Below are 21,699 nucleotides of genomic sequence, written 5' to 3'. Positions count from 1 at the left end.
CCTTATTTTATTTCGTAAATCTTCTAGTAAGAACCTATTTTTTACTCTCCTTTTAGCCTTATTTTATGGCAGTAACAAGGAGAAAGCATAATAAAGTAATGCAATAATAGCAATTCCTCCTGATTCAATTAAAAATAGATATCTATGTTTCTGCTTCCGTGTTTGTTTACTTGTTGTTAGTTGCTTGTTTTTTCGATGTTGCGCTCGATAAAGTGCCTGTGTTATATCATGTTTCATTTCTGAAGCTGTTTGATATTTTCCTTGTAATGCTTTTTGCAAAGCGTGCCTATAAACCTTTAAAGATTTAACATCATTTAACCGTTTTTGGAGTGTTGCTTCTGGATTAGCACCTCTCTCAAACCTATTTGGATAATATACATTTAATATAATCATTACAAGTGCAAACAAATCATAGCTTGGTTCTGCTTTTCTTGTGCCCATTTTCCAATAACCGCGATCAAAGAATTCTGTGTATTCCTTAATGGCACGACCTATTTGGGTTGTTCCGCCAACATCAATCCAGCGTATTCGTGTCGGGGAAGAAATAACTAATAAATTATCCGTTTTTAAATCGCCAAATACCCACCCGCTTTTATGTAGACGTTCTAAATCTTCTAAGAGCTGTAATATAAATACGCCAGTCCATTCATTCCCATTCTGTTGAATAAACGTGGTTACTGGCTGACCTTTTAAATATTCCATTACATAGAATGAAAAAATCTTACCTGTTGGCGAGACCCAATCATCAACATCTAATAAATAAGGTCCAAGACGTTTTCCTTGGACCTTGTCTAGTGATTTTAATACATTCACTTCTACCGTCATGGATGTACTTTGTTCACTTATCTTTAATGCCGCTTCTCTTCCATTGTACTTACATAGATAAACAGTACCAACAGCACCCTGACCTAATTTCTTTTGAATTTTGTAGGATTTTTGATGCCATTTCCCTTTTACTTTTGTACCTGGTCTAAGATCAATACCATGCTTCTTCCACGTCTGGTTCATCTTCATCTCTAAAGCTCCTTAACAAGCTCTTCTTTCCAAATTGATACATTGCCTCACGAATTGCAGGACCAGTTGGCGTTATACCACCACTTGTTAACTTTGGAAAGATAGAAGAAATTGAATCTAGTTTCGGTGACCAATCTAATACCTTCTGAATATCTTTTCGCTTACCTGGGAAACTATAAATGGAAAAGCGGTTTCTGCCAATTCGCGCATTTAAACTAACAGATAAATCAATTAATGCTTCTTTAACTGTTGGAAGTTTATCATGCATACTAGCACTCGTATCAACTAAAACAAGTACTTCTAAATCACATGTTTCTCCCATATCTTCGACGACTTCCATAATTTCACCGCGTTTTTCTGGTTCTAGATCTTCCATACTTTGACTTGGTCCTAAAATTTGTTTTAATTCCTGATTAACAAATCCCTGAATCGTCTGGGTCATTGCCTGTTTTGTAACGGTTTGAACCGTTTGGGATAGTGCTTGTTTATATACTAACTGACTAACACCACCACCAGATTGGGCAATATCCTCTACTTCTTGCAATCCTTCTGGGTCCTCTGTTTGATCATCTTCTAAAATACCGATTACATTAACGGTAATTCCTTGTTGCTGAGCTAATGCAGCTGTAGCAGACGGATCTTCCCCTTTGTTGGAACATCCATCCGTAATTAATAGAATTTGTTTTAACGTTCCTTTTTTCACACGAAACACCTCCAACTATTCCATTACCATCATCACCACAATTTGGAAGAACTATACATAGAAAAGGATTATTGTGTATACATCTATGTTTCTATATAATGCGAGGTGATTTTAGCGATGTGTAGTTGATCTACGCTCCAGACAGTCGCTTTCACCAAGGGTACAAGTGCGACATCTGTTCAAACTTTTCTTTTTCACAGTGTCTTATTTGCCGCGGACAACGCTTCATCTTCCTCTATAGAAAAGTGGAAGCACCTTGTCCACCCCCGATTAGAAAACTAGGCTTGTCGCCAAGTAGCGAAAGCCTTAGTTGCACTTAATGCAGTAAGTATTTTCTTATCTGCCAAGCTTAAGCCGAGCCTCGTCGTGGCGCATTTTGCGCGTAATGTGGATTGACTTAAGACCTTGAGGCGGTAGGTGATGTGGCTAGATACCGAAAGCAAAAACCGCTTCCTGTGGGATCCTCAGCTGTTGTTTTTTCGGCAGGAGACGACTGTCCTACGCTCCAATCAACTGTTTTATTAGAAACATAAATGATACAAATTAGAATGCACAAATCAGCGTAGTGTTTTTCCGAAGCGAGTAATAGCACTATCATAATCGCAAGTTACGTCGCTATTTACATCATTTCCTCATAAAGGCTCTTGTCCTTCCTTTAAGGAGCAACTAGTCTATTCAAGAGTGATATTTAAACAACAAAAAAAGAAATGCCAGATCAGCCTATCCTGGCATTTCTTTTCTATTGAGCTTTTTCGGATAAATAAGGGATCGAGGACCATTGTGGTGTGTTTTTAACAACTTTGGCGACAAGTACCGTCATATCATCTTCTATTTCTCCAGATCTTGTTCGTACTACTTCCTCCAATAGGAGATCTGCTATTTCCTGTGGATCATCGGTTTGCATTTCTCTAACTTTTCGTTTTACCCAAATATCTGTATTCTCCACATGCTTTGGTCCATCAAAAATACCATCACTCATCATGATTAATAGATCCTCTGATTTCAATTGTTCACTAACAATATCTACATCGAATTCTTGTATGATGCCCATCGGTAAGTTGCTAGCTTCTATCTTCATCATTTCCTGTCCGCGTTTAATAAAACTTGGCGTAGATCCGATTTTTAAGAAACGGACAAACGCATTATGCAAATCAATAACCGCAAGATCTAATGTTGCAAACATTTCATCTGTTGTTCGTAACGCTAAAATGGAATTAATAGATTTAATGGCCACTTTTTCTGGTATTCCCGTTTGTAAGATTTGTTGCAATAAGCGTAATGTTTCTTTGCTCTCCTCACTAGCTCGTTTCCCATTTCCCATCCCATCACTAATCGCCATTGCAAATTTTCCTGCACCAAGTTCAATCGTTGTATAACTGTCTCCTGAAATGAGACCGCCTCCTTTTGCTGCATTGGCTACACCTGTTTCAACAACAAATTCTTTTGCCGATCCAAATGATAGATAACTATACCCATTTGGAAATGGAGAAATATCCTCCTGCTTTACAACGACCATTTCATTTACAATATCGGATAAAACTGGTGCTATTAATTTTCGCGCTTCCCCATGATAGTCATAAAACGTTGCTGTTATTTCAATATCTATATTCCCTTTTTCGAGCTGATAGATATCTAGTTTTTCCAATTCAATTCCCATGTCATCCAAAGCTTTGGTTATTTGCATTTCTTGTTGTTCATGATGTTGACGTTCTTTCACAATTTCGCTAGCAAAGTCATCCATTACCTCGGATACTCCTTGTAATTGGTCAGCTACAAATCGTTTACTCTCCGATACTTGTTTCTTTAACTTCCGATTCGCTTCAAAAATGGACATTTCCTCTTTCATCGTATCAATCACTTTTTTCGACTTTACACAATGATTTTCAAAATCACGGAGTAGCATGAAGTTTGGCATGTCCTTATCTACCAATTCCTCTTTTATATCTTCCATTAATGTATATGTTTTATCAAATTGTTGTTGCCAACAGCGTTCTTTCATAAAGCAGGATTGACAAGTTCTTTCTGTCACTTGACTTAGAAAGTAATCCGTTTCTCGTTTTTGATCCATTTCATCTTGTGTTAATTCTTCTGAGGTGGAAAAGCTTTTAGATAATGCTTCAAATACATTAGAAAACTGTTCTACTCGTTTGGCTGTCACATTTCTTACTTTGTTTAAGTATTGTTCCTGCTCATTTGTATACTCCTCTGTTCCAGGAATGTAACGAGATAATTTTTTAAACCAACTTGCAGGAGTTAGAAAAAATAACCCAATTGCTATTAACGATTCAATAAGAGATGGTACCAGCGCAGCAGCCTCTCCATAAATTCCAACTAAAAAGGTTCCAACCAATAACCCGACTGCTACACCAATTTTTCGTCCCTCTTTTAACAATCCACCTAACAAGCCACTAAATGCGAGCAAACTCATTTGATAGAGATTGGCAACATTCGCTAAAGATAAAATTAAACCTGCCACAACCCCTACAGTAGATCCAATTGCAGCACCACCAACAAATGCTAGTAATAAAACAAAATACCGTGAAAAAACTTGCTCAATAGAGGCATTATATACATCCCAACCAATTGTACCAGTTAGAATAGAAGCAATTAGAATAATCATGCATACAATTTCTTCATTTTTTAATGTGGGTTTATATTTTTTAGGTGATAATAATGGAATGCTTTGCATAAAAATTAATACTAATACGGTGCCTAAGATACCTTCGACAACGAGTAGCATCCATTCATATGCTGATAGTTGGTCTTGTATCGAATATAAAAATAAGCGTGGTGCCATAGTGGATATGAATACAACAACCGGAATTATAAAATGTTGATTCCTAGCATTCTTTACGATACCTGCACTAAATAAAAATACCAGCATTGCTAAAGCCACAAAAATACCATGATCTACGGAATAGGTGAGGGCTCCAGCTACCAAGGCTAGCATTATTTTTGCAGCGAATTCTCGCTGGACAAGCCATATAGTAGCTAAAAAGGCAACCGCAAAGGGCGATACCTCCGATAAAATGACGGCTCGTCCTAGTAAAAAACCAACTGCAAAAAAGATCCATCCTTTATCAAACAATATCGATCGCATATGTGTATATAGTTTCCTACGAACTGTTTCAACATGACTTTTTCCTACTCCAAATGTTTTTGGTTCTACTTTTGGAATTGAATCCATCATATTTATATCACTCCCGTCTATTAACCCTTATTTAACCATAGGTTTGTTTCTTTTTTTGTCAAAACAAGAGAGCGTATACCAAAAATCGTTCGACTATATTCTTACTCGAAAGGGGGCTTTCTACATAAAATAACGTAATCTATGGTATCTATTTTTGTTTTTCTCTATGAATGGAACTGCACGAAACTAGGTATTATAGTGCTTTGCCTATTTCTACATATTTCTTAAAGGCTAGCGAAAAGGGGGGCAATAAAATTTTCTGTTGACACATGTCACGCCCTGTTGTATTATATTTCTTGTGACTTATTTGGCGGTGTAGCTCAGCTGGCGAGAGCGTACGGTTCATACCCGTGAGGTCGGGGGTTCGATCCCCTCCGCCGCTATTGAAAAAAACCTGTTAAGGAATTCCTTAACAGGTTTTTTTATTACTACTTTTTTATAAAGAACATAACGGTTAAACGTAATGCATATAAGATGTATTATGCGCAATAAAAAAGTGCTGTTGATTTCTGCTCCAGACAGTCGCTTTCACCACGGGCATAAGTGCGACATCTGTTCAAACTATTCGTTTTCACAGTGTCTTCTTTACCACGGACAACGCTTTTAGCTTCCTCTATAGAAAAGCGGAAGTGCCTTGGTTTCCCCCGATTAGAAAACTTGGCTTTTCGCCAAGTGGCGAAAGCCTTAGTTGCACTTATGCAGTAAGAAAGTTTTTCTTATCTGCCAAGCTTAAGCCGAGCCTCGGCGTGGCATTTTGTGCCACAGTGAGGATTGACTTAAGACCTCGAGGGGGTAGGCACTGTAGCTAGATATCGGAAGCAAAAACCGCTTCCTGCGGGATCTTCAGCTGTTGTTTTTTCCGCAGGAGTCGACTGTCCTACGCTCCAATCAACTATCGTATAAACATAATATATAATAGGAAATGTTGTTCATATCAGTGGAGGAAATATACGTAGACTCCAACGGGAGGAAAGGCCTAGATGAGACCCCGCAAACGAGGAACGAGTTGAGGAGGCTCAGCAGCCAACCGTGGAAAGCGAAGTATATTTCCGGAACGGATAAATGCTCTAAGCATCAGTTATTGCGCACAATATAGATTATACGACGTAAAAAACAACAGCGTATGCGAAAAGAGGCTTAAAAAAAATACACCCGCTTTTTACAGTGAAAAGTAGTGGGTGTATTTTTGCATTCCTAAAATCCAACGAACCTTATATGAATGACATAGAGCATATTTATTCTCTATAGACAGCAAAACTGCTATCCTCTTTTAGCACCTCGACCTCCACGTTTAGATTCCGTGTGCTTCTTCAAAGAGGCTTGACGGTCTTCTGAGTCTTTTAGAAAACGGCTGATTTTTGCTTCAAAGTTCTCAGCTCGATCTCTAGAAGTTTTTTGTCTTACTGGTTTTTCTTTTGCTTTTTTAATGGATAACCCGATCTTTCCATCCTTTTCGACATTAATCACTTTTACTTTAACTTCTTCACCTACACTAAGATGTTCATTAATGTCTTTTACATAGTTATCGGCAACTTCACTAATGTGAACAAGTCCAGTCTTCCCTTTCTCGATTTCCACAAAAGCACCAAAATTAGTGATACCAGTTACCTTTCCTTGCAGCTTGCTGCCTACTTCGATTGACATAAAAAAAATGCTCCTCCTTAGAATTGTTAGAAACTATTCTCTCGTCTTTTAGAATGTAACGAAAGATTTTTGTATATTCAACGTTCGCATCATCAAAGTTGATACAAAGGTATGATATATACTTACTATATATTATAGCTAAGCTTGTAAAAGTGTGTCAATATGCAGGGTCATCATTCGGTACTTTAAAAATAAGTTCGCCTTCTTTAGAGAAAAAATAGTTCGTACGGGCTATTTCTAACACATAGCTTTCATCATTTAACAATTCCATTTCTTCCCGCAAATTTGTTTCTTCATTTTTCAAGTTTTGCAATTCCTCTTCCAACTGCTCATACTCTGCTACTTTTTCAGCATGTATCGTACGCTGCTTCACATGATAGGTAGCCATGCTTCCAATGCCAATCATGACGATAATCGAAAATAATACAAGACGACGTACGAGACGTTTCTTTTTTCGCCTTTGTCTTTCTATGTATGCATCGTACTCTTGCATATAGTTCGAATCTAATCTTGTAACCGTTTTTCTATTTGCAGGCACAGGGTACTACCTCCTCCACGACGTTAGCTTGTCCACTGATTTTAATACTATATTCTTCATTTTACTATAAAATCCTGCTAATTTGTGCAAAAACTTTTTAAATGACTTTGGAAGAATACGATATAGTTGTTTTAAAGTCCATTTCAGTGGAAGGTATACCCCTTTTAATAATTTCTGAAGAATCTTCCATAATAGTTGGAGCAAAAATAAAACACAAGTTACGACGATTCCAATAAGAAATGTAATCGGTTTTATAATAATTGCATGTACCATTCTTGCGGAAAAACGATAAACCGTTGTACAAATGTTTATCATTCGTTCTAATAAACGCTTATAAAGCGTTGCAGCTAAAGCTTGGTAAGCGGCAAAACCTAGTAAGCAAGCAAGAAAGACATAAACCCTAAGTTCTCCTGCATTCACCAAAAATAACAAATAAAATAATAACAAGGTTTGGGTTAGCCAAAAACTCACTTCCATGACATAGGGAAGGATGACTCGTTTCTCCCAATGGATGGAAAAACGACGAAAAGTATCCTGTGCCATCCCTAGATAGAAACCACCTAATGTCATCACAATCATCGTCATGAACTGGACAGATAATGTCATCTAAATAGCTTGCTAAAGAATCCTTTAGCTTTCTCCTGTTGATCTCCATCTACATAGGATAGCTCATAGATCCTTCCCTTTATCGCTACAATTCCTTCCCCAACATCTAGGTTTTGTAAATGTAGGTTATGACCTCTCACGATTAGATAACCCATAACAGTTTCTAGTAAAAACTCTTCATTATCAAAGCTATCTACTTCTTTAACACCTGTAATTTCTATGTTTTTTCGATTATTCACTTTCAAAAAATGATCTTGACTGACATGTGTGCTTGGTTCTTTATCATTGTAGTTCATGTTAAAACCCTCCTTATCATTACTACTGTATGATAGGAGGGACAAGGATAGAACTACTCTTTTCGTTCTTCTTTCATAACATTATATAACATGTCTGCTTCATCTTTTTTCACATTCTCTTTTAATGCTTTTACTTCAATGGTTACTAGCTTTTGACCAAATTGAATAACGAGTTCATCCCCAACTGATACAGTGGATGATGCTTTCGCTTTATTTCCATTAATAGTAATTCGTCCTTGATCTGCTACTTCCTTTGCTAAGGTACGTCGTTTAATAAGACGAGAAATTTTCAAAAATTTATCTAAGCGCATACTACTATTCCCTCTCCTTTGCTTGATTCCAATAGTAATCCATTTCTTCTAAAGATGTATGGTGAATATCCTTATCTTCTTTTTGCAATTGTTCTTCAATATAAGAAAACCTGGAACGAAACTTTTGATTGGTTTGCTCTAATGCTATTTCTGGATTTATTTTATAATACCTTGCTATATTAGCAATGACAAACAACACATCACCCAGCTCTTTTTCCGTTTCCGTTTGATCCTTCTCATGAACAGCTTCCTGAAATTCATCGATTTCCTCTTGGAGCTTCTCCCATATAGGATCACTTTCTTTCCAATCAAAACCAACCTTAGCAGCCTTCTTCTGTAGTTTATATGCTTTAGCTAGAGACGGTAAGCTGGTTGGAATACCATCTAATATAGATTGCCGCTGCTCCCCTTTTTCTTCCTTTTTCAGCTCTTCCCAATTTTTATAGACGTCATCAACTGAGTTAACTTCTACATCTTGAAACACATGCGGATGGCGATGAATCATCTTTGTTGTAATCGAGTGAATTACATCGTCAATCGTAAAGTATCCATCATCTTCCCCAATCTGACTATGTAGCATCACTTGCAATAATACATCACCTAATTCTTCAATTAAGTTTTCATCATCTTCATTGTTTATAGCCTCTATTAGTTCATACACTTCCTCGATGGCATATGGCCGTAAGCTTTCATGAGTTTGTGCTCGATCCCATGGACAACCATCAGGGGAACGTAATGTCGCAATTACTTCGTGTAATCTTGTAAAGGTATGATTTAATAGGTTCTTCGATGCTGGTGGAACATAAACGGTAGTCAAATTGCTTAAGGCAATAGAACGGTCTAGGTCAGCTAATGAAACGGTTTGTATTTTTTCCTGTCTTGTCCCCGCTGCTTCCACAATGGTGATCTCATAATCAGGTGGCAAGTCTTCTAATAAAGCTAGCTTCACATTAGAAGCAATCATCTGATCATATACTTGGCAAAAAATAAGATGCTGTTGGTAGTTGATGTTCGCTCGATCAAATTCCATGCCATCTACAAACTGAAAGCCCTCAATTGGATCGATTTGTAATGCTGTAAAAAGATCATCTAAATAACTCTGCCCACCAAGGATGGAAACTTCTGCTTCAGATTGTTCCAATAACAGTTGTACCGTTTTTTCAGCAAGCATCGGGTGACCTGGTACGGTGTAAATGATAGAAGTTGAACGTTTTTTCGCCTCATCCAATAAAGTATCTACAATCCGCTCATACACCTTTTCAAATTGATCTTCTGCTTCATAGATTCCATCAAATGATATAAATTTTACGTCTTCATTTTGTAATGCTTTTACAACAGGATGATCGATCGTTCTTGTATAAATATCGGCTTGTGTTTCTGTTAATGTTTTATAAATACCAACAGGTAACTGATTAAGATCACCAGCACCTAATCCTATTACATCAATTTTTCCCATTCATTAGTTCCTCCCATTATGTAATTTCATAAAACGTGATGCGAACGGTATCATCTGTAATTCTTCATCGGTAAACACTCGGCCTTTTAATAAGCAATATAGATAAAGGATTCCACCTGTAACGGAAACAAACATAACATATAAAAGAAGATCAAATCGTGATGTTATCGTCAAAAATGAGAAAAGATAATTGACAAAGAGAAGATACATAACCATCACACCCACTGCAATTGTCAATGCAGGTAGATTGATTTTCTTCCAAAAATGTAATGTTGGTACCTTTCGTTTTAGTTCTATAAACACCAATATACATAACACGAGTAAGCTTATAATAGTTGCAATTGAACTACCTGTAATCCCCAAAAGTGGTACTAGTAATTGATTGGTGACCCATTTAACAAAAAAGGCAATAACAATAAAACCTGCTGTCCGTTTAATATAGCCTAACCCTTGTAAGATCGAGGCAGCTGTTATCCCAATCGAACATAAAAAGATTCCTACCATCAAGATTTGTAAATAAACTGTTCCATCTGTATTTTGATATAACAATTGATTGGCATAAGGAAATATCGTTATTAAACCAACAGTAGCACCTAATGATAAGTAAAAACTAACTAATAGGGCATTTTGTATAAAATGGGTAAATTGTGCTTGCTTCTGTTCCAGTTTTTCCTTAGAAATAGAAGGAATTATAGCTAATGCAAAGGATGAACCAAGGACTGTACCTAATTGTAAAAGTGGTTGTCCACGGTCAAATACACCTTTATCTGTAATAGCCTCCATCTTTTCCATTCCAGAAGCCATTAAACTTGGTACTAGTGTGAATGCATCTGCAAATTGGATGATCAATAATACCATGTGATTAAAAACTGCAACAACCCCTAAGGAAATAAGTGTTCTTATATAATACGTCCATGGTATCACAGCCTGTTGTTTATCATATGGTTTTTGTTTTTGAAAAAATAAAACGAGAATACCAATTGCAGTACACGCACCAAATAGCGAAGCATAGACAGCAGCCTGTCCAACCTGATAAATCGATTCATCCTGTATGGCTATAAATACAGCAGCTAAAATAATAATCCCAACGCGTATGATTTGTTCTCCGATTTGCGAATATGCAGTTGGCTTCATTTCATTATTTCCTTGAAATACGCCACGTAATATAGCTGTAATTGGAATTAGTAAAAAAACAAAAGCACTTACGCGATAAATAGTGGCTAGTTGCGGATCTCCAACCCATTGTGCTAGTAAATGAGCGTTAAGCCATAAAAAGCTAAAGACAGCACCACCTATACCAAAAAGAATAAGTAGAATGGGAAGGTAAAAACCCTTCAACGAAATACCATGCCCTTTTTCTTGTAATTCTACTGTCATTTTGGAGATAGCTGAAGGAAATCCATATAAGGCCATGACCATTGCAATTCCTAAAATTGGGTATACCTGTTGATACACATAAAAGCCAATATCACCAGTTATATTTTGCAATGGAATTCGATAACCTGCACTCAATAGTTTACTTATAAACGCTGCTATCGTTAGAAGTAATGCACCTCTAAAAAACGTATTTGATTCATTATCACTCATGTGATTCGCCCTTTTATAATGTCAAAATTTTATCTCATTATAGCATATATTAATACTAGGCACTTTTGTCATACTTTGTTGGTTTCATAAGTCACAGCATCTATAGATTGCGACGTAAGTTAAGGCGATGTATAGAGTGTTTATCCGTTCTGGAAATACACTTCGCTTTCCTCGGGGGAGTGGTGAGCCTCCTCGGGCTAACGCCCTGTGGGGTCTCATCGATCTCCTGCAGGAACAGCACGTGTCCGAAGACCCCACAAGAAGTAGTTTTCTTCCGATGTCTAGCTTCAGTGCCTACCCCCTCGAGGTCTTAAGTCAATCCACATTACGCGCAAAAAGCGCCACGCCGAGGCTCGGCTTAAGCTTGGCAGATAAGAAAAAAACGTTCTTACTGCATAAGTGCAACTAAGGCTTTCGCCACTTGGCGACAAGCCAAGTTTTCTAATCGGGGGTGACCAAGGCGCTTTTAGCTTTTCTAAAGAGGAGGCTGAGGCCGTGCCTGCGGCGAAGAAGACACTGTGAAAACGAATAAGTTTGAACAGATGTCGCACTTGTGCCCATGGTGAAAGCGACTGTCCAAAGCGGAAATCAAGACGACTATGTTAAGTCGCAATTTGTATCAACTATTCATTATGATTCATACTTAAAAAAGCAATAATCTTTTAGAAAACAGCCTTTAGAAAAAAGCCTAATCCTAAAATAGAAAGGCTCCCTCAGAAAGCATGATCACTTTTGAGGAAGCCTTTTCGGTTAAGTACTGTGTTATTCCATCTGTTTCGCTAAAAAATTGGACGCCGTTTCTACTGCTTTTTCTTCCACATCGCCAAAGGCATCTCCATTCTTAGAGAAAATCATCACACAGCCAATTGGATCACCATTTGCGATAATGGGGCTGATGCAATAAGCGTCCACTTCTTCGTCTTTTCCTTGTAGTAATTCAACAGATGTTTTTTCCATTTCTTTTAAGACCGATCTAGAATCCATTGTTTTTTCTAATTGTTCACCAATATGTTTATTTAAGTAGTCTTTTTTCGATTCACCAGCCACAGCTATAAATTCATCCCGATCACAAATTAGCACTGGATATTGCAGGGAATCAAATAATGCTTCAGCGTATTCTTGTGCAAAATTCCCTAATTCATTTATAGGTGAATATTTTTTCAAGATCACTTCGCCTTCGCGATCAACAAATATCTCTAAGGGGTCTCCCTCACGGATTCGCAACGTTCTTCTGATTTCTTTTGGAATTACTACTCTACCTAAATCATCAATTCGTCGTACGATTCCTGTTGCTTTCATTTGTATGAAGCCCTCACTTTCTTTTGATGATTCATTCCTGATCTCCTTTTTACGTCATGGATAAAAAGTTAGACAGGCCTCTTATCATGTGTAAAAGTGACCAGTTGTGGTTTTTAGTATGGATCATTTGGTAAGAACTATACATACAACAAAAATTTTCTAATTATCACGATTGACACTAGACAGTTTATCCATAAATGACTCCACTAGTTTATACCGCTTAGGAAACGTTTCTTGATCCCATTGGAAAATAACTTTTAATTGATTATTTTCTGTTCCTAATTGAACACCTCGTCCATAAGAATTGGCAAGTTCAAATAATTTAGCACCATCAATTTGTTGACTACGATTTTCATCTACAAGGAGTTCTAATTTTTTCCTACTTTTTTCGTTGATAAACGCTACACGTTCTCGTTTGGCAATATATTTTAAAGACGAAACGGTAAATAAATGTTCGACTTCTTCTGGATAATCCCCAAATCGATCAATTAACGTATCACGCAGATCTTCCATATCTTCTTTGGATTCGATTGTCTGGAAGGATTTATACATATCAATTTTTTGCTTTTCATCTGTAATGTACGTATCTGGAATATAGGCGTCAATGGATAAAGATAATTCTGGTTCAAACGGCTGTATATCTTCTATTTCCTTTCCAGCCTTTCTAGCATCAATTGCATCTTTTAACATTTGCGAATACATGTCAAACCCAACAGAGTCAATAAACCCATGTTGCTGTGCGCCTAATAAGTTTCCAGCACCACGGATAGATAAGTCGCGCATGGCAATTTTAAAACCAGATCCTAACTCGGTAAATTCTTTAATTGCTTGAAGGCGTTTTTCGGCAACTTCTGTTAAAACTTTATCTTTTTGATACGTAAAGTAAGCGTATGCGACGCGATTGGAACGTCCAACACGACCACGTAACTGGTATAACTGACTTAATCCCATTCGATCCGCATCATACACAATTAATGTATTAACATTAGGGATATCGACCCCAGTCTCAATAATAGTCGTACTGACTAAAACATCAAATTCTCCTTCTAAAAAACCAAACATGACATTTTCCAGCTCAGTTTCATTCATCTGTCCATGTGCAATAGCTACTTTTGCATCATCTACTAGCATCCCAATATCGCGGGCCATTTTATCAATGTTTTCGACTCGATTATATAAGAAAAATACTTGACCTCCACGTGCCATTTCTCGCTCAATCGCTTCACGGATCAGTACTGGATTATATTCTAGTACATATGTTTGAATAGGAAACCGATTTTCTGGTGGCGTTTCAATCACCGATAAATCTCGAACACCTAACATCGACATGTGCAATGTACGTGGAATTGGCGTTGCAGTTAACGTTAATACATCAATATTCGTTTTTAATTGTTTAATTTTCTCTTTATGTTTTACCCCAAAGCGTTGTTCTTCATCAACAATGAGTAACCCTAAGTCCTTATAATGAACATCCTTTGATATCAGTCGATGGGTACCAATCACCACATCAACCGTTCCTTTTCGTAATCCATCAATTGTATTTTTTTGCTGTTTTGGTGTACGGAATCTACTTAACATACCGATATTAATGGCATGGTCTTGAAAGCGTTCCATAATGGTTTCGTAATGTTGTTGGGCTAAAATGGTGGTAGGTACTAAAATAGCTACCTGTTTTCCATCGGCAATTGCTTTAAATGCTGCACGAATGGCAACCTCTGTCTTTCCATAACCAACATCTCCACAAAGCAGGCGATCCATTGGCCTTTGTTTTTCCATATCTTCTTTAATTTCTGTAATACATCGTAATTGATCTTCTGTTTCTTGGTAAGGGAAGGATGCCTCAAACTCACGTTGCATTTCAGAATCAGGTGAGAAGGCATATCCTTTTCGCGCTTCCCGTTCAGCATAAAGTTTAATCAAATCATCGGCAATATCTTCTACAGAGGATTGTACCTTTCGTTTTACTTTCTTCCACTCACTGCCACCTAATTTATATAACTTTGGCTCTTTACCTTCTGCAGCAACATATTTTTGTACTAAGTCAATTTGGTCAATCGGAACATATAGTTTATCATCACCAGAATAACGAATTAGCATATAATCTTTATGCAAATTATTGACTTCTAGCGTTTCAATTCCAATATATTTACCAATACCATGATTCGTATGAACGACATAATCTCCCACTTTTAACTCTTGATAGTTTTTAATTCGTTCTGCATTGGATATTTTTTGTTTTTTACGTGGACGTTTCGTCTGCTTTTTAAATAACTCCCGCTCCGTAATGAGAACTAATTTATGCATCGGTAGTTCAATCCCACTACTAACATCACCAATCACAATAGCTGGCCTTTTTACGGGTAATACCAGTTCTTTCATAATGGATGCTTCAATATCATAATCCATTAAGATAGAATGAATCTTATCTGCGCGCTTCTCATTTGGTGCAAAAATAACAACAGAAAAATCACCTTTATCCCATCTTGAAAGTTCATTTTTAAATAAATGCATCTGACCATGGAATTCCTGCATTGCTCGTGAAGAAAGGTTTACGATGTTTTGTGGTTGTGTGTTTGGAATATGACGTAAAAAGACAGACATATAAAGCCGTTGATGCTTCATGTGATCCCATATGGAATTCCAATCAAATGAAAATTTACTATCTCGGACTACTTTATGCGCTTCTAGCATACTGCTAAACCATTCTGCTTCTTCTTTATCCAAATTCGTAGCCGTTTCTTGAATTCTACTCATTTCATCGATAATGACAAGGCCTGATGCTGGTAAATAATCTAATAAACTAGCAGGATTTTCATAGAAAAACCCAATATATTTATACATTTCTTGAAAATGTTCTAGATTCTTAAGCCGTTCTATGTCAGGCTCTACTGCTTCTAGTAACACTTCCTTTTGTTCGTTGGTTTTTAATTTTTTAAGTGAATTTGCTAAACTTGCTTCTAATCGTTCCGCACTTCTCATTACATCTTCATCCGTTACTAACAATTCAGTAGCAGGACCTACTATTATTTCTTGCATTTTTTCTAAGGATCGTTGTGTTTCGGCATCAAAATAGCGTATAGAATCTATTTCATCATCAAATAGTTCTATACGTATTGGGTGCGCTTCTGTAACTGGATAAATATCAATAATTCCACCACGCTGACTAAACTCACCAGGTGTATTGACCATGCCTGCTCGATCATATCCCATATCAATCAATGCATTTAGAAAGGTATCCACTTCAATTGTCTCACCTAAATTAAAATGCAATTGATACTTGTTCCAATAAGCTGGAGGAGGCAAGATCCGTTTAAGAGCAGCTATTGGAGCAATTAAAATCCCAGATGTTTTACGGGTCCATTCTGTTAATGCCTCTATCCGCTGGCTTTTAAGCTCTGGACTAGCAATTGCCACTTCTGAGGCTATAAGTTCATTCACAGGATAAAGATGTACATGTTCATCACCTACAAGTCCTGCTAGGTCATCATAAAGCTGTTGTGCTTGCAAAAGTTGATGTGTCACTAATAATACTGGTTTATTAATAGATTGATGGAGAGCTGATACAAGTAAACTTCTTGCAGAACCAGATATACCGGCCACTAACTGCTCGTTCAATCCGCTAGAGACACCGCTTATAATCGATTCTATATCTTCTCTTGATTGTAAATAATCGTTAATCCCTTTCATGCTTAAACCCCCGACTATTTTAGAAAAACTAGCATTCACTCGTCTTAAGCGAATGTGTTCGTTTTTCTTATAGGCTCTTTTCACATACTTTGTTGTTTTCTACTACGCATAATCTATATTATACGCAGGAAATTTGACATGCATCTATATCACCATTTATAGGATGAGTGGTCAACCACCGCAGCGGAAAACACTCGCTTTACCATGGGCACAAGGGCAACATCTGTTCAAACTCCCAACGGTCGTTTTCACAGTGTTTTCTTTCCCTCGGGGAACGCTTCAGCCTCCTCGCGAGCAAAGTACGCTCGCTGTGGGGTCTTCAGACTGTTCCTTTTCCCGTAGGAGTCTCGCATTTTCCGCTGCTTAGAATAGTTTCACAACAAATATTTAGCTGACCATAGCTCCATAACAACGGATTATCATTAATAATGATATAGAACAAAAAAACACATCACTAGCGTAGGAAATACACGTAGACTCCTGCGGGAAGTATAAGATCGGTGAGACCCCACAGGGCGTTTGCACGAGGAGGCCACCACTCCCCCGCGGTAAAAAAGACACTGTGAAAACGAATAGTTTGAACAGATGTCGCACTTATGCCCCTAGTGAAAGCGACTGTCCGAAGTGGAAATCAACGGTTTAATTTACTGCGCATAATATATCTTATATGCATGACGTTTCTTACTAGAAAGCAACAATCTTTTATAAAACAGCCTTCTTATAATTGGAACATTAAAATTTTAGCCACGTCGAATCCACTTCTGAGCTAAAATTTTATACTTTCCTAACATGCAGAAAGCACCTTTTTCACCGATATAGGTTTATGTAGCCTATATGGTTTAAGCGTAAAAATGCCTTGGCCTTATAAAACCAAAGCTTTTTACACAAATGTAGCGTTCTTTATCCTTTCATTGTATAAAAAAATCTAATTCATGGTATTCTGGGTGATGTCCCAGGGATTCTTCACAATTTTCGCAAATTGAATGAATGCGAACATCCCCATTTGATTGGTAGTGAATCATTTCTTTTCGCTCTTCTACTGTTAATTCGTCCCATCCTAGTGCTTGTGTATCGACAACTTGTTCTTCCAACTCACCAATCACATGCCCACAATGCCTACATTCATAGACAATAGACATACTAAAACCCCCTCGAATAAACTCGGTACCATAAAGTTTATCCGAAAAGTAAAAAATTATACGTAAGCATTGTGGAACAATACCCTTACTAGTAATCCTATGATTTTATTATTGATTAAATTCATTCATCACTTGGTCAAATGGAGTTGTTAACCATGTTTCACATGCATCTGCACTTTTTTGAATACTTGTGGCTACATTATCCATTTCTGACTTAGGAAATGTCCCAAGAACATAATCAATAATCGATTGTGAGATTGGACGACCTACCCCAATTCGAATTCGTTTAAAATCCTTTGTCCCAAGATGATCAATCACCGAGCGAATCCCATTATGACCTCCATGGCCACCTTTTTGCCGCAAACGAATTTTACCTGTGGGTAGATCGAGATCATCATAAATTATTAATACATCCTCAACTGGGATATCAAAATAATCTAGCAATGGGCGAACTGCTTCACCAGAGAGATTCATATAGGTTTGTGGTTGAAGCACCATTACCTTCTCTCCATTTAAGCGCTCAATTGCGTAATTGCCATTATATTTTTGTTTATTTAATTGCCAATTATGCCGCTTGGCTAGTTCATCAATAACCATAAAGCCAACATTATGTCGTGTATTTTCATACTTTTTCCCAGGATTTCCTAATCCAGCAATACATTTCATATCGGTTTCTTCCTTTTAGCTATATATTTCCCAATAGAGTAATCCCTCCTATAAGAAGGGAAGAATCGATTTCCATGATCTTTATAGGAGGGATTTATCGTTTTGATTAATTTTCTTCTTCACCGTCGCCCTTGGTATTTTCTACTAATTCAGGCTCTTGTCCTTCTTCTGGTGCCTCTTCTACATCCTGCATAGTATCTGGTGGAACCACCGTGACAATTGTAGTGTCTTCTTCGTCTGTTACGGTGTACGTGTCTACTTTCGGCAAATCGCCTACCGTAATCGTATCACCAATTTCTAATTGTGATACATCCACTGTAATTTCCTCTGGTATATTACCTGGTTTAGCACGTACTTGTAATTCATACAGTGGTTGTTGCAGGATACCACCATCTTTAGCACCTTTTGCTTCCCCTTCTGCGCGTACTGCTACTTGAACATCCATCTCTTCTGCCATATTAACGATATAAAAGTCAGCATGGATTAGTTCATCCTTTAATGGGTCCATTTGATAATCGTGAAGCATGACATCCACAGGCTTATCTTGTTCAATATCCAGTGAGATAATACCATTTCTACCTTCTTCACGTATCGTTTTAATTAATTCTATACTATCTACAGCTACAGATTTTACTTCCTTATCTTTCCCATAAACAACTGCGGGAACTTGTCCATTTTCTCTAATTTGTCTCGTTGTCGATTTTGCATGATCCTTACGCTGATTTGCTTTCAGTGCTACTGCCATGTTTATCAACCTCCATTATTTTAAAACCTGGTTTTACCTTTGGACAAAAATTTGAAAATACTTCCATATAGGGTATACCCGTCTTCTAGGTTGTTTATTCAAGATGGAACCAATCTTTTAAAAATTAATCAAATAAGATACTAACAGATTGTAGTTCATGAACACGTACAATTGCTTCACCGATTAGTGGAGCTACAGATAGTTCTGTTACTTTATCAATTCGCTTTTCTTCTGGTAACGGAATTGAGTTTGTAATGACTAATTCTTTAATTTTTGAGTTCTCAATTCTCTCCATAGCTGGTCCTGATAAAACTGGATGTGTACAGCAAGCATATACTTCCTTGGCACCATTTTCCACCAATGCATTTGCAGCTAACGTAATGGTTCCCGCTGTATCAATAATATCATCTATTAAGATCGCTGTCTTTCCTTCTATATTTCCAACAATATTCATTACTTCTGCTACATTTGGTCGCGGGCGTCTTTTATCAATAATACCGATTGGTGCTTTCAAGCGATCGGCCATTTTACGTGCACGTGATACACCACCATGGTCAGGGGAAACCACAACAATATCATCAATATTTTTTGTTGCAAAGTAATCGGATAGTATTGGAACACCTTGTAGATGGTCAATTGGTATATCAAAGAATGCTTGTATTTGTGGAGCATGTAAATCGAGTGTAATAACACGATCAGCACCTGCAGTTTCTAACAGGTCTGCTATTAATTTTGCAGTTATTGGTTCTCTTGATCTTGCTTTTCGATCCTGTCTGGCATAACCATAATACGGCATTACAATATTAATAGATCTCGCTGAGGCTCTTTTTAGTGCATCAATCATAATCAACAATTCCATTATATGCTCATTTACAGGTGTACTGGTTGACTGTACCACATAGACATCACAGCCTCGGATACTCTCTTCAATATTAATTTGAATTTCTCCATCACTAAAAGAAGAAACGGTACATTTTCCTAAAGGTACACCAATATGATCGGCAATATCCTTTGCTAATTCACGATTAGAATTTAACGAAAAAACTTTTAATGACCCATCTTTGTATGTAGACGCCATTCCTATACCTCCGTCAGTCTTTTTGTCTGTTTTTTAATTTTTGTGCATAACCTTCTTTATTTGTCTGTCTTGCTCTTGCAATAGATAGTGAATCTTTAGGCACATCTTTGTTAATGGTAGACCCAGCTGCAACATAGGCACCTTTTCCAACCGTTACTGGTGCGATCAAATTCGAATTACATCCAATAAATGCATCATCTTCAATTGTTGTTAAATACTTGTGTCTCCCATCATAGTTTACGGTAATAGTGCCACATCCAACATTAACATTATTCCCAACATCTGCATCCCCTATATAACTTAAATGGGAGACTTTACTATTATTTCCTATTGCCGATTTTTTCACTTCAACAAAGTTGCCAATTTTTGCATCATTGCCAATGGCTGCTTGTGGTCGAATATGTGCATATGGACCAACTTGGACCCGTGCACCAATTTTACTATTCGTAGCAACACTTTGTTTGACCACCGTTTTTTCTCCTACAACACAATCTGTTATCTCGGTATGAGGGCCTATTTCTGCATTTGAATGAATAATCGATTCACCTGTAATGATGGAACCAGGATATATCACAACATCTGACTCTATTGTAACATCTGGACCAATATATGTGTTGTCTGGATCTATCAATGTTGCTCCATTTCGCATATGCCTTTCATTGATACGCTTTTTCATTATCTGTTCTGCTTGCGCCAACGCTACACGGTCATTTATTCCTAATGTTTCTTCAAAGGTAGGGGTTAAATAAGCACTAACTTTTTGTTGTTTTTGCTTTAATATTTCAATTACATCTGGCAAATAATACTCGCCTTGAACATTGTCATTGGACACATCCTTTAATGCCTCAAATAAAGCCTTATTATCAAAGCAATATGTACCAGTATTAATTTCCGTAATGGCACGCTCTTCTTCTGTTGCATCTTTATGTTCGACAATCCGCTCCACTTCTTTTTGCTCATTACGAACTACTCTACCATAACCAGTTGGATCTGGTGCTTGGGCAGTTAAAATAGTTGCTTTGGCTCCTGTCTTTTCGTGGTGTTCAAATAATGCTTGATATGTATTATTTGTAATAAGGGGTGTATCACCACATACCACAATAGTCGTTCCATCTTTATCTTTTAATAATTCTTCTGCTTGTAATACGGCATGTCCAGTTCCTAATTGTTCTTCTTGAATCACAAACTCACTTGTTTGTCCAATATGATCCTTAACCATGTCAGCGCCAAACCCAACAACTGTAACCAATTTATCTAAATTGGTAGGTTTAAGTTGGTCAATAACATGTTGAACCATAGGCCGACCTAAAACAGGATGAAGAACCTTATAGAGTTTTGACTTCATACGAGTACCTTGTCCTGCTGCTAATATAACAGCATATCGATTTGCCATGAACAAACCTACCTCCATTCTAATTATCCATTACGAATATACCGTAAATACTTTTCTATTTCAACATATCGGTATCTACAGGATAACACTTAGGATTTGTTCATGCTAATAGCCAGAAAAGATTTCTTCACATACTTTGTTGTTTCCTACGACGCATAATCTATATTATGTGCAATAAGTGATTTTTAGAGCGTTTACCCGTTCCGGAAATACACTTCGCTTTCACCATGGGCATAAGTGCGACATCTGTTCAAACTTTACGTTTTCACAGTGTCTACTTTACCGCGGGTGGCTGATGAGCCTCCTCGAGCTTTTCGCTCTGCGGGGTCTCACCTAGGCCATTATTC

17 protein-coding genes and 1 tRNA gene are annotated in these 21,699 nt (G+C 37.3%); 1 reads left to right on the top strand and 17 read right to left on the bottom strand.

The window, feature by feature from the left end; all coding sequences use genetic code 11:
• Positions 1-63: 63 nt before the first annotated feature.
• The 3 genes from GHC26_RS15185 to spoIIE all read right to left on the bottom strand — a co-directional run bounded on the left by GHC26_RS15185 (position 64) and on the right by spoIIE (position 4,907).
• Complete coding sequence (locus tag GHC26_RS15185) at positions 64-1,014, bottom strand: protein kinase domain-containing protein (protein WP_163972102.1); 951 nt, start codon at positions 1,012-1,014, stop codon at positions 64-66.
• A complete protein-coding gene (locus tag GHC26_RS15180) occupies positions 977-1,717 on the bottom strand; it encodes a VWA domain-containing protein (protein WP_163972101.1) in 741 nt (246 codons plus the stop codon). Before GHC26_RS15180 ends, GHC26_RS15185 begins: the two co-directional genes overlap by 38 nt.
• 739 nt (positions 1,718-2,456) lie before the next feature.
• Positions 2,457-4,907 (bottom strand): stage II sporulation protein E, encoded by a 2,451-nt coding sequence (gene spoIIE, locus GHC26_RS15175; protein ID WP_163972100.1) that lies wholly within the window; start codon positions 4,905-4,907, stop codon positions 2,457-2,459.
• A 309-nt stretch (positions 4,908-5,216) separates the two neighbouring features.
• Here spoIIE and GHC26_RS15170 point away from each other — a divergent pair.
• A tRNA-Met gene (locus GHC26_RS15170) sits at positions 5,217-5,290 on the top strand.
• Positions 5,291-6,167: 877 nt separating this feature from the next.
• On the opposite strand, the gene GHC26_RS15165 is transcribed toward GHC26_RS15170, so the two are convergent.
• From GHC26_RS15165 to glmU, 14 genes are all read right to left on the bottom strand, one after another.
• Positions 6,168-6,551 (bottom strand): S1 domain-containing RNA-binding protein, encoded by a 384-nt coding sequence (locus GHC26_RS15165; protein ID WP_163972099.1) that lies wholly within the window; start codon positions 6,549-6,551, stop codon positions 6,168-6,170.
• Positions 6,552-6,708: 157 nt separating this feature from the next.
• Positions 6,709-7,089 (bottom strand): FtsB family cell division protein, encoded by a 381-nt coding sequence (locus GHC26_RS15160; RefSeq protein ID WP_226376963.1) that lies wholly within the window; start codon positions 7,087-7,089, stop codon positions 6,709-6,711.
• Positions 7,090-7,095: 6 nt separating this feature from the next.
• Complete coding sequence (yabQ, locus tag GHC26_RS15155; RefSeq protein WP_163972098.1) at positions 7,096-7,695, bottom strand: spore cortex biosynthesis protein YabQ; 600 nt, start codon at positions 7,693-7,695, stop codon at positions 7,096-7,098.
• Positions 7,692-7,991, bottom strand: a complete 300-nt coding sequence (yabP, locus tag GHC26_RS15150; protein ID WP_163972097.1) for a sporulation protein YabP — start codon at positions 7,989-7,991, stop codon at positions 7,692-7,694. Before yabP ends, yabQ begins: the two co-directional genes overlap by 4 nt.
• Positions 7,992-8,044: 53 nt before the next feature.
• Positions 8,045-8,302 (bottom strand): RNA-binding S4 domain-containing protein, encoded by a 258-nt coding sequence (locus tag GHC26_RS15145; RefSeq protein WP_163972096.1) that lies wholly within the window; start codon positions 8,300-8,302, stop codon positions 8,045-8,047.
• Between the two features lie 4 nt (positions 8,303-8,306).
• Positions 8,307-9,758, bottom strand: a complete 1,452-nt coding sequence (locus tag GHC26_RS15140; RefSeq protein ID WP_163972095.1) for a bifunctional methyltransferase/pyrophosphohydrolase YabN — start codon at positions 9,756-9,758, stop codon at positions 8,307-8,309.
• A 3-nt stretch (positions 9,759-9,761) separates the two neighbouring features.
• Positions 9,762-11,345: a putative polysaccharide biosynthesis protein gene (locus GHC26_RS15135; RefSeq protein WP_163972094.1), complete on the bottom strand. Its 1,584-nt coding sequence runs from the start codon at positions 11,343-11,345 to the stop codon at positions 9,762-9,764.
• Positions 11,346-12,107: 762 nt separating this feature from the next.
• Positions 12,108-12,644 carry a stage V sporulation protein T gene (gene spoVT, locus GHC26_RS15130; RefSeq protein ID WP_318937119.1) on the bottom strand — a complete coding sequence of 179 codons (537 nt, stop codon included), beginning with the start codon at positions 12,642-12,644 and terminating at the stop codon, positions 12,108-12,110.
• Positions 12,645-12,803: 159 nt separating this feature from the next.
• Entirely contained in the window at positions 12,804-16,331 is a 3,528-nt protein-coding gene (mfd, locus tag GHC26_RS15125) for a transcription-repair coupling factor (protein ID WP_163972093.1), read from the bottom strand.
• Positions 16,332-17,239: 908 nt separating this feature from the next.
• On the bottom strand, positions 17,240-17,470 hold the full coding sequence (locus GHC26_RS15120) for an anti-sigma-F factor Fin family protein (RefSeq protein WP_163972092.1): 231 nt from the start codon (positions 17,468-17,470) through the stop codon (positions 17,240-17,242).
• A gap of 108 nt (positions 17,471-17,578) precedes the next feature.
• Positions 17,579-18,136, bottom strand: coding sequence for an aminoacyl-tRNA hydrolase (pth, locus tag GHC26_RS15115; protein WP_163972091.1), 558 nt, complete (start codon positions 18,134-18,136; stop codon positions 17,579-17,581).
• 106 nt (positions 18,137-18,242) lie between these two features.
• Positions 18,243-18,881, bottom strand: coding sequence for a 50S ribosomal protein L25/general stress protein Ctc (locus tag GHC26_RS15110; RefSeq protein WP_163972090.1), 639 nt, complete (start codon positions 18,879-18,881; stop codon positions 18,243-18,245).
• 124 nt (positions 18,882-19,005) lie between these two features.
• Positions 19,006-19,959, bottom strand: a complete 954-nt coding sequence (locus GHC26_RS15105; protein WP_163972089.1) for a ribose-phosphate diphosphokinase — start codon at positions 19,957-19,959, stop codon at positions 19,006-19,008.
• 13 nt (positions 19,960-19,972) lie between these two features.
• A complete protein-coding gene (glmU, locus tag GHC26_RS15100) occupies positions 19,973-21,352 on the bottom strand; it encodes a bifunctional UDP-N-acetylglucosamine diphosphorylase/glucosamine-1-phosphate N-acetyltransferase GlmU (protein WP_163972088.1) in 1,380 nt (459 codons plus the stop codon).
• Between the last annotated feature and the right edge of the window lie 347 nt (positions 21,353-21,699).

This window comes from Oceanobacillus halotolerans (assembly GCF_010993955.1).
Taxonomy (GTDB): Bacteria; Bacillota; Bacilli; order Bacillales; family Amphibacillaceae; genus Oceanibacillus_A; species Oceanibacillus_A halotolerans.
This window is presented reverse-complemented; position numbering and strand designations above follow the sequence as displayed.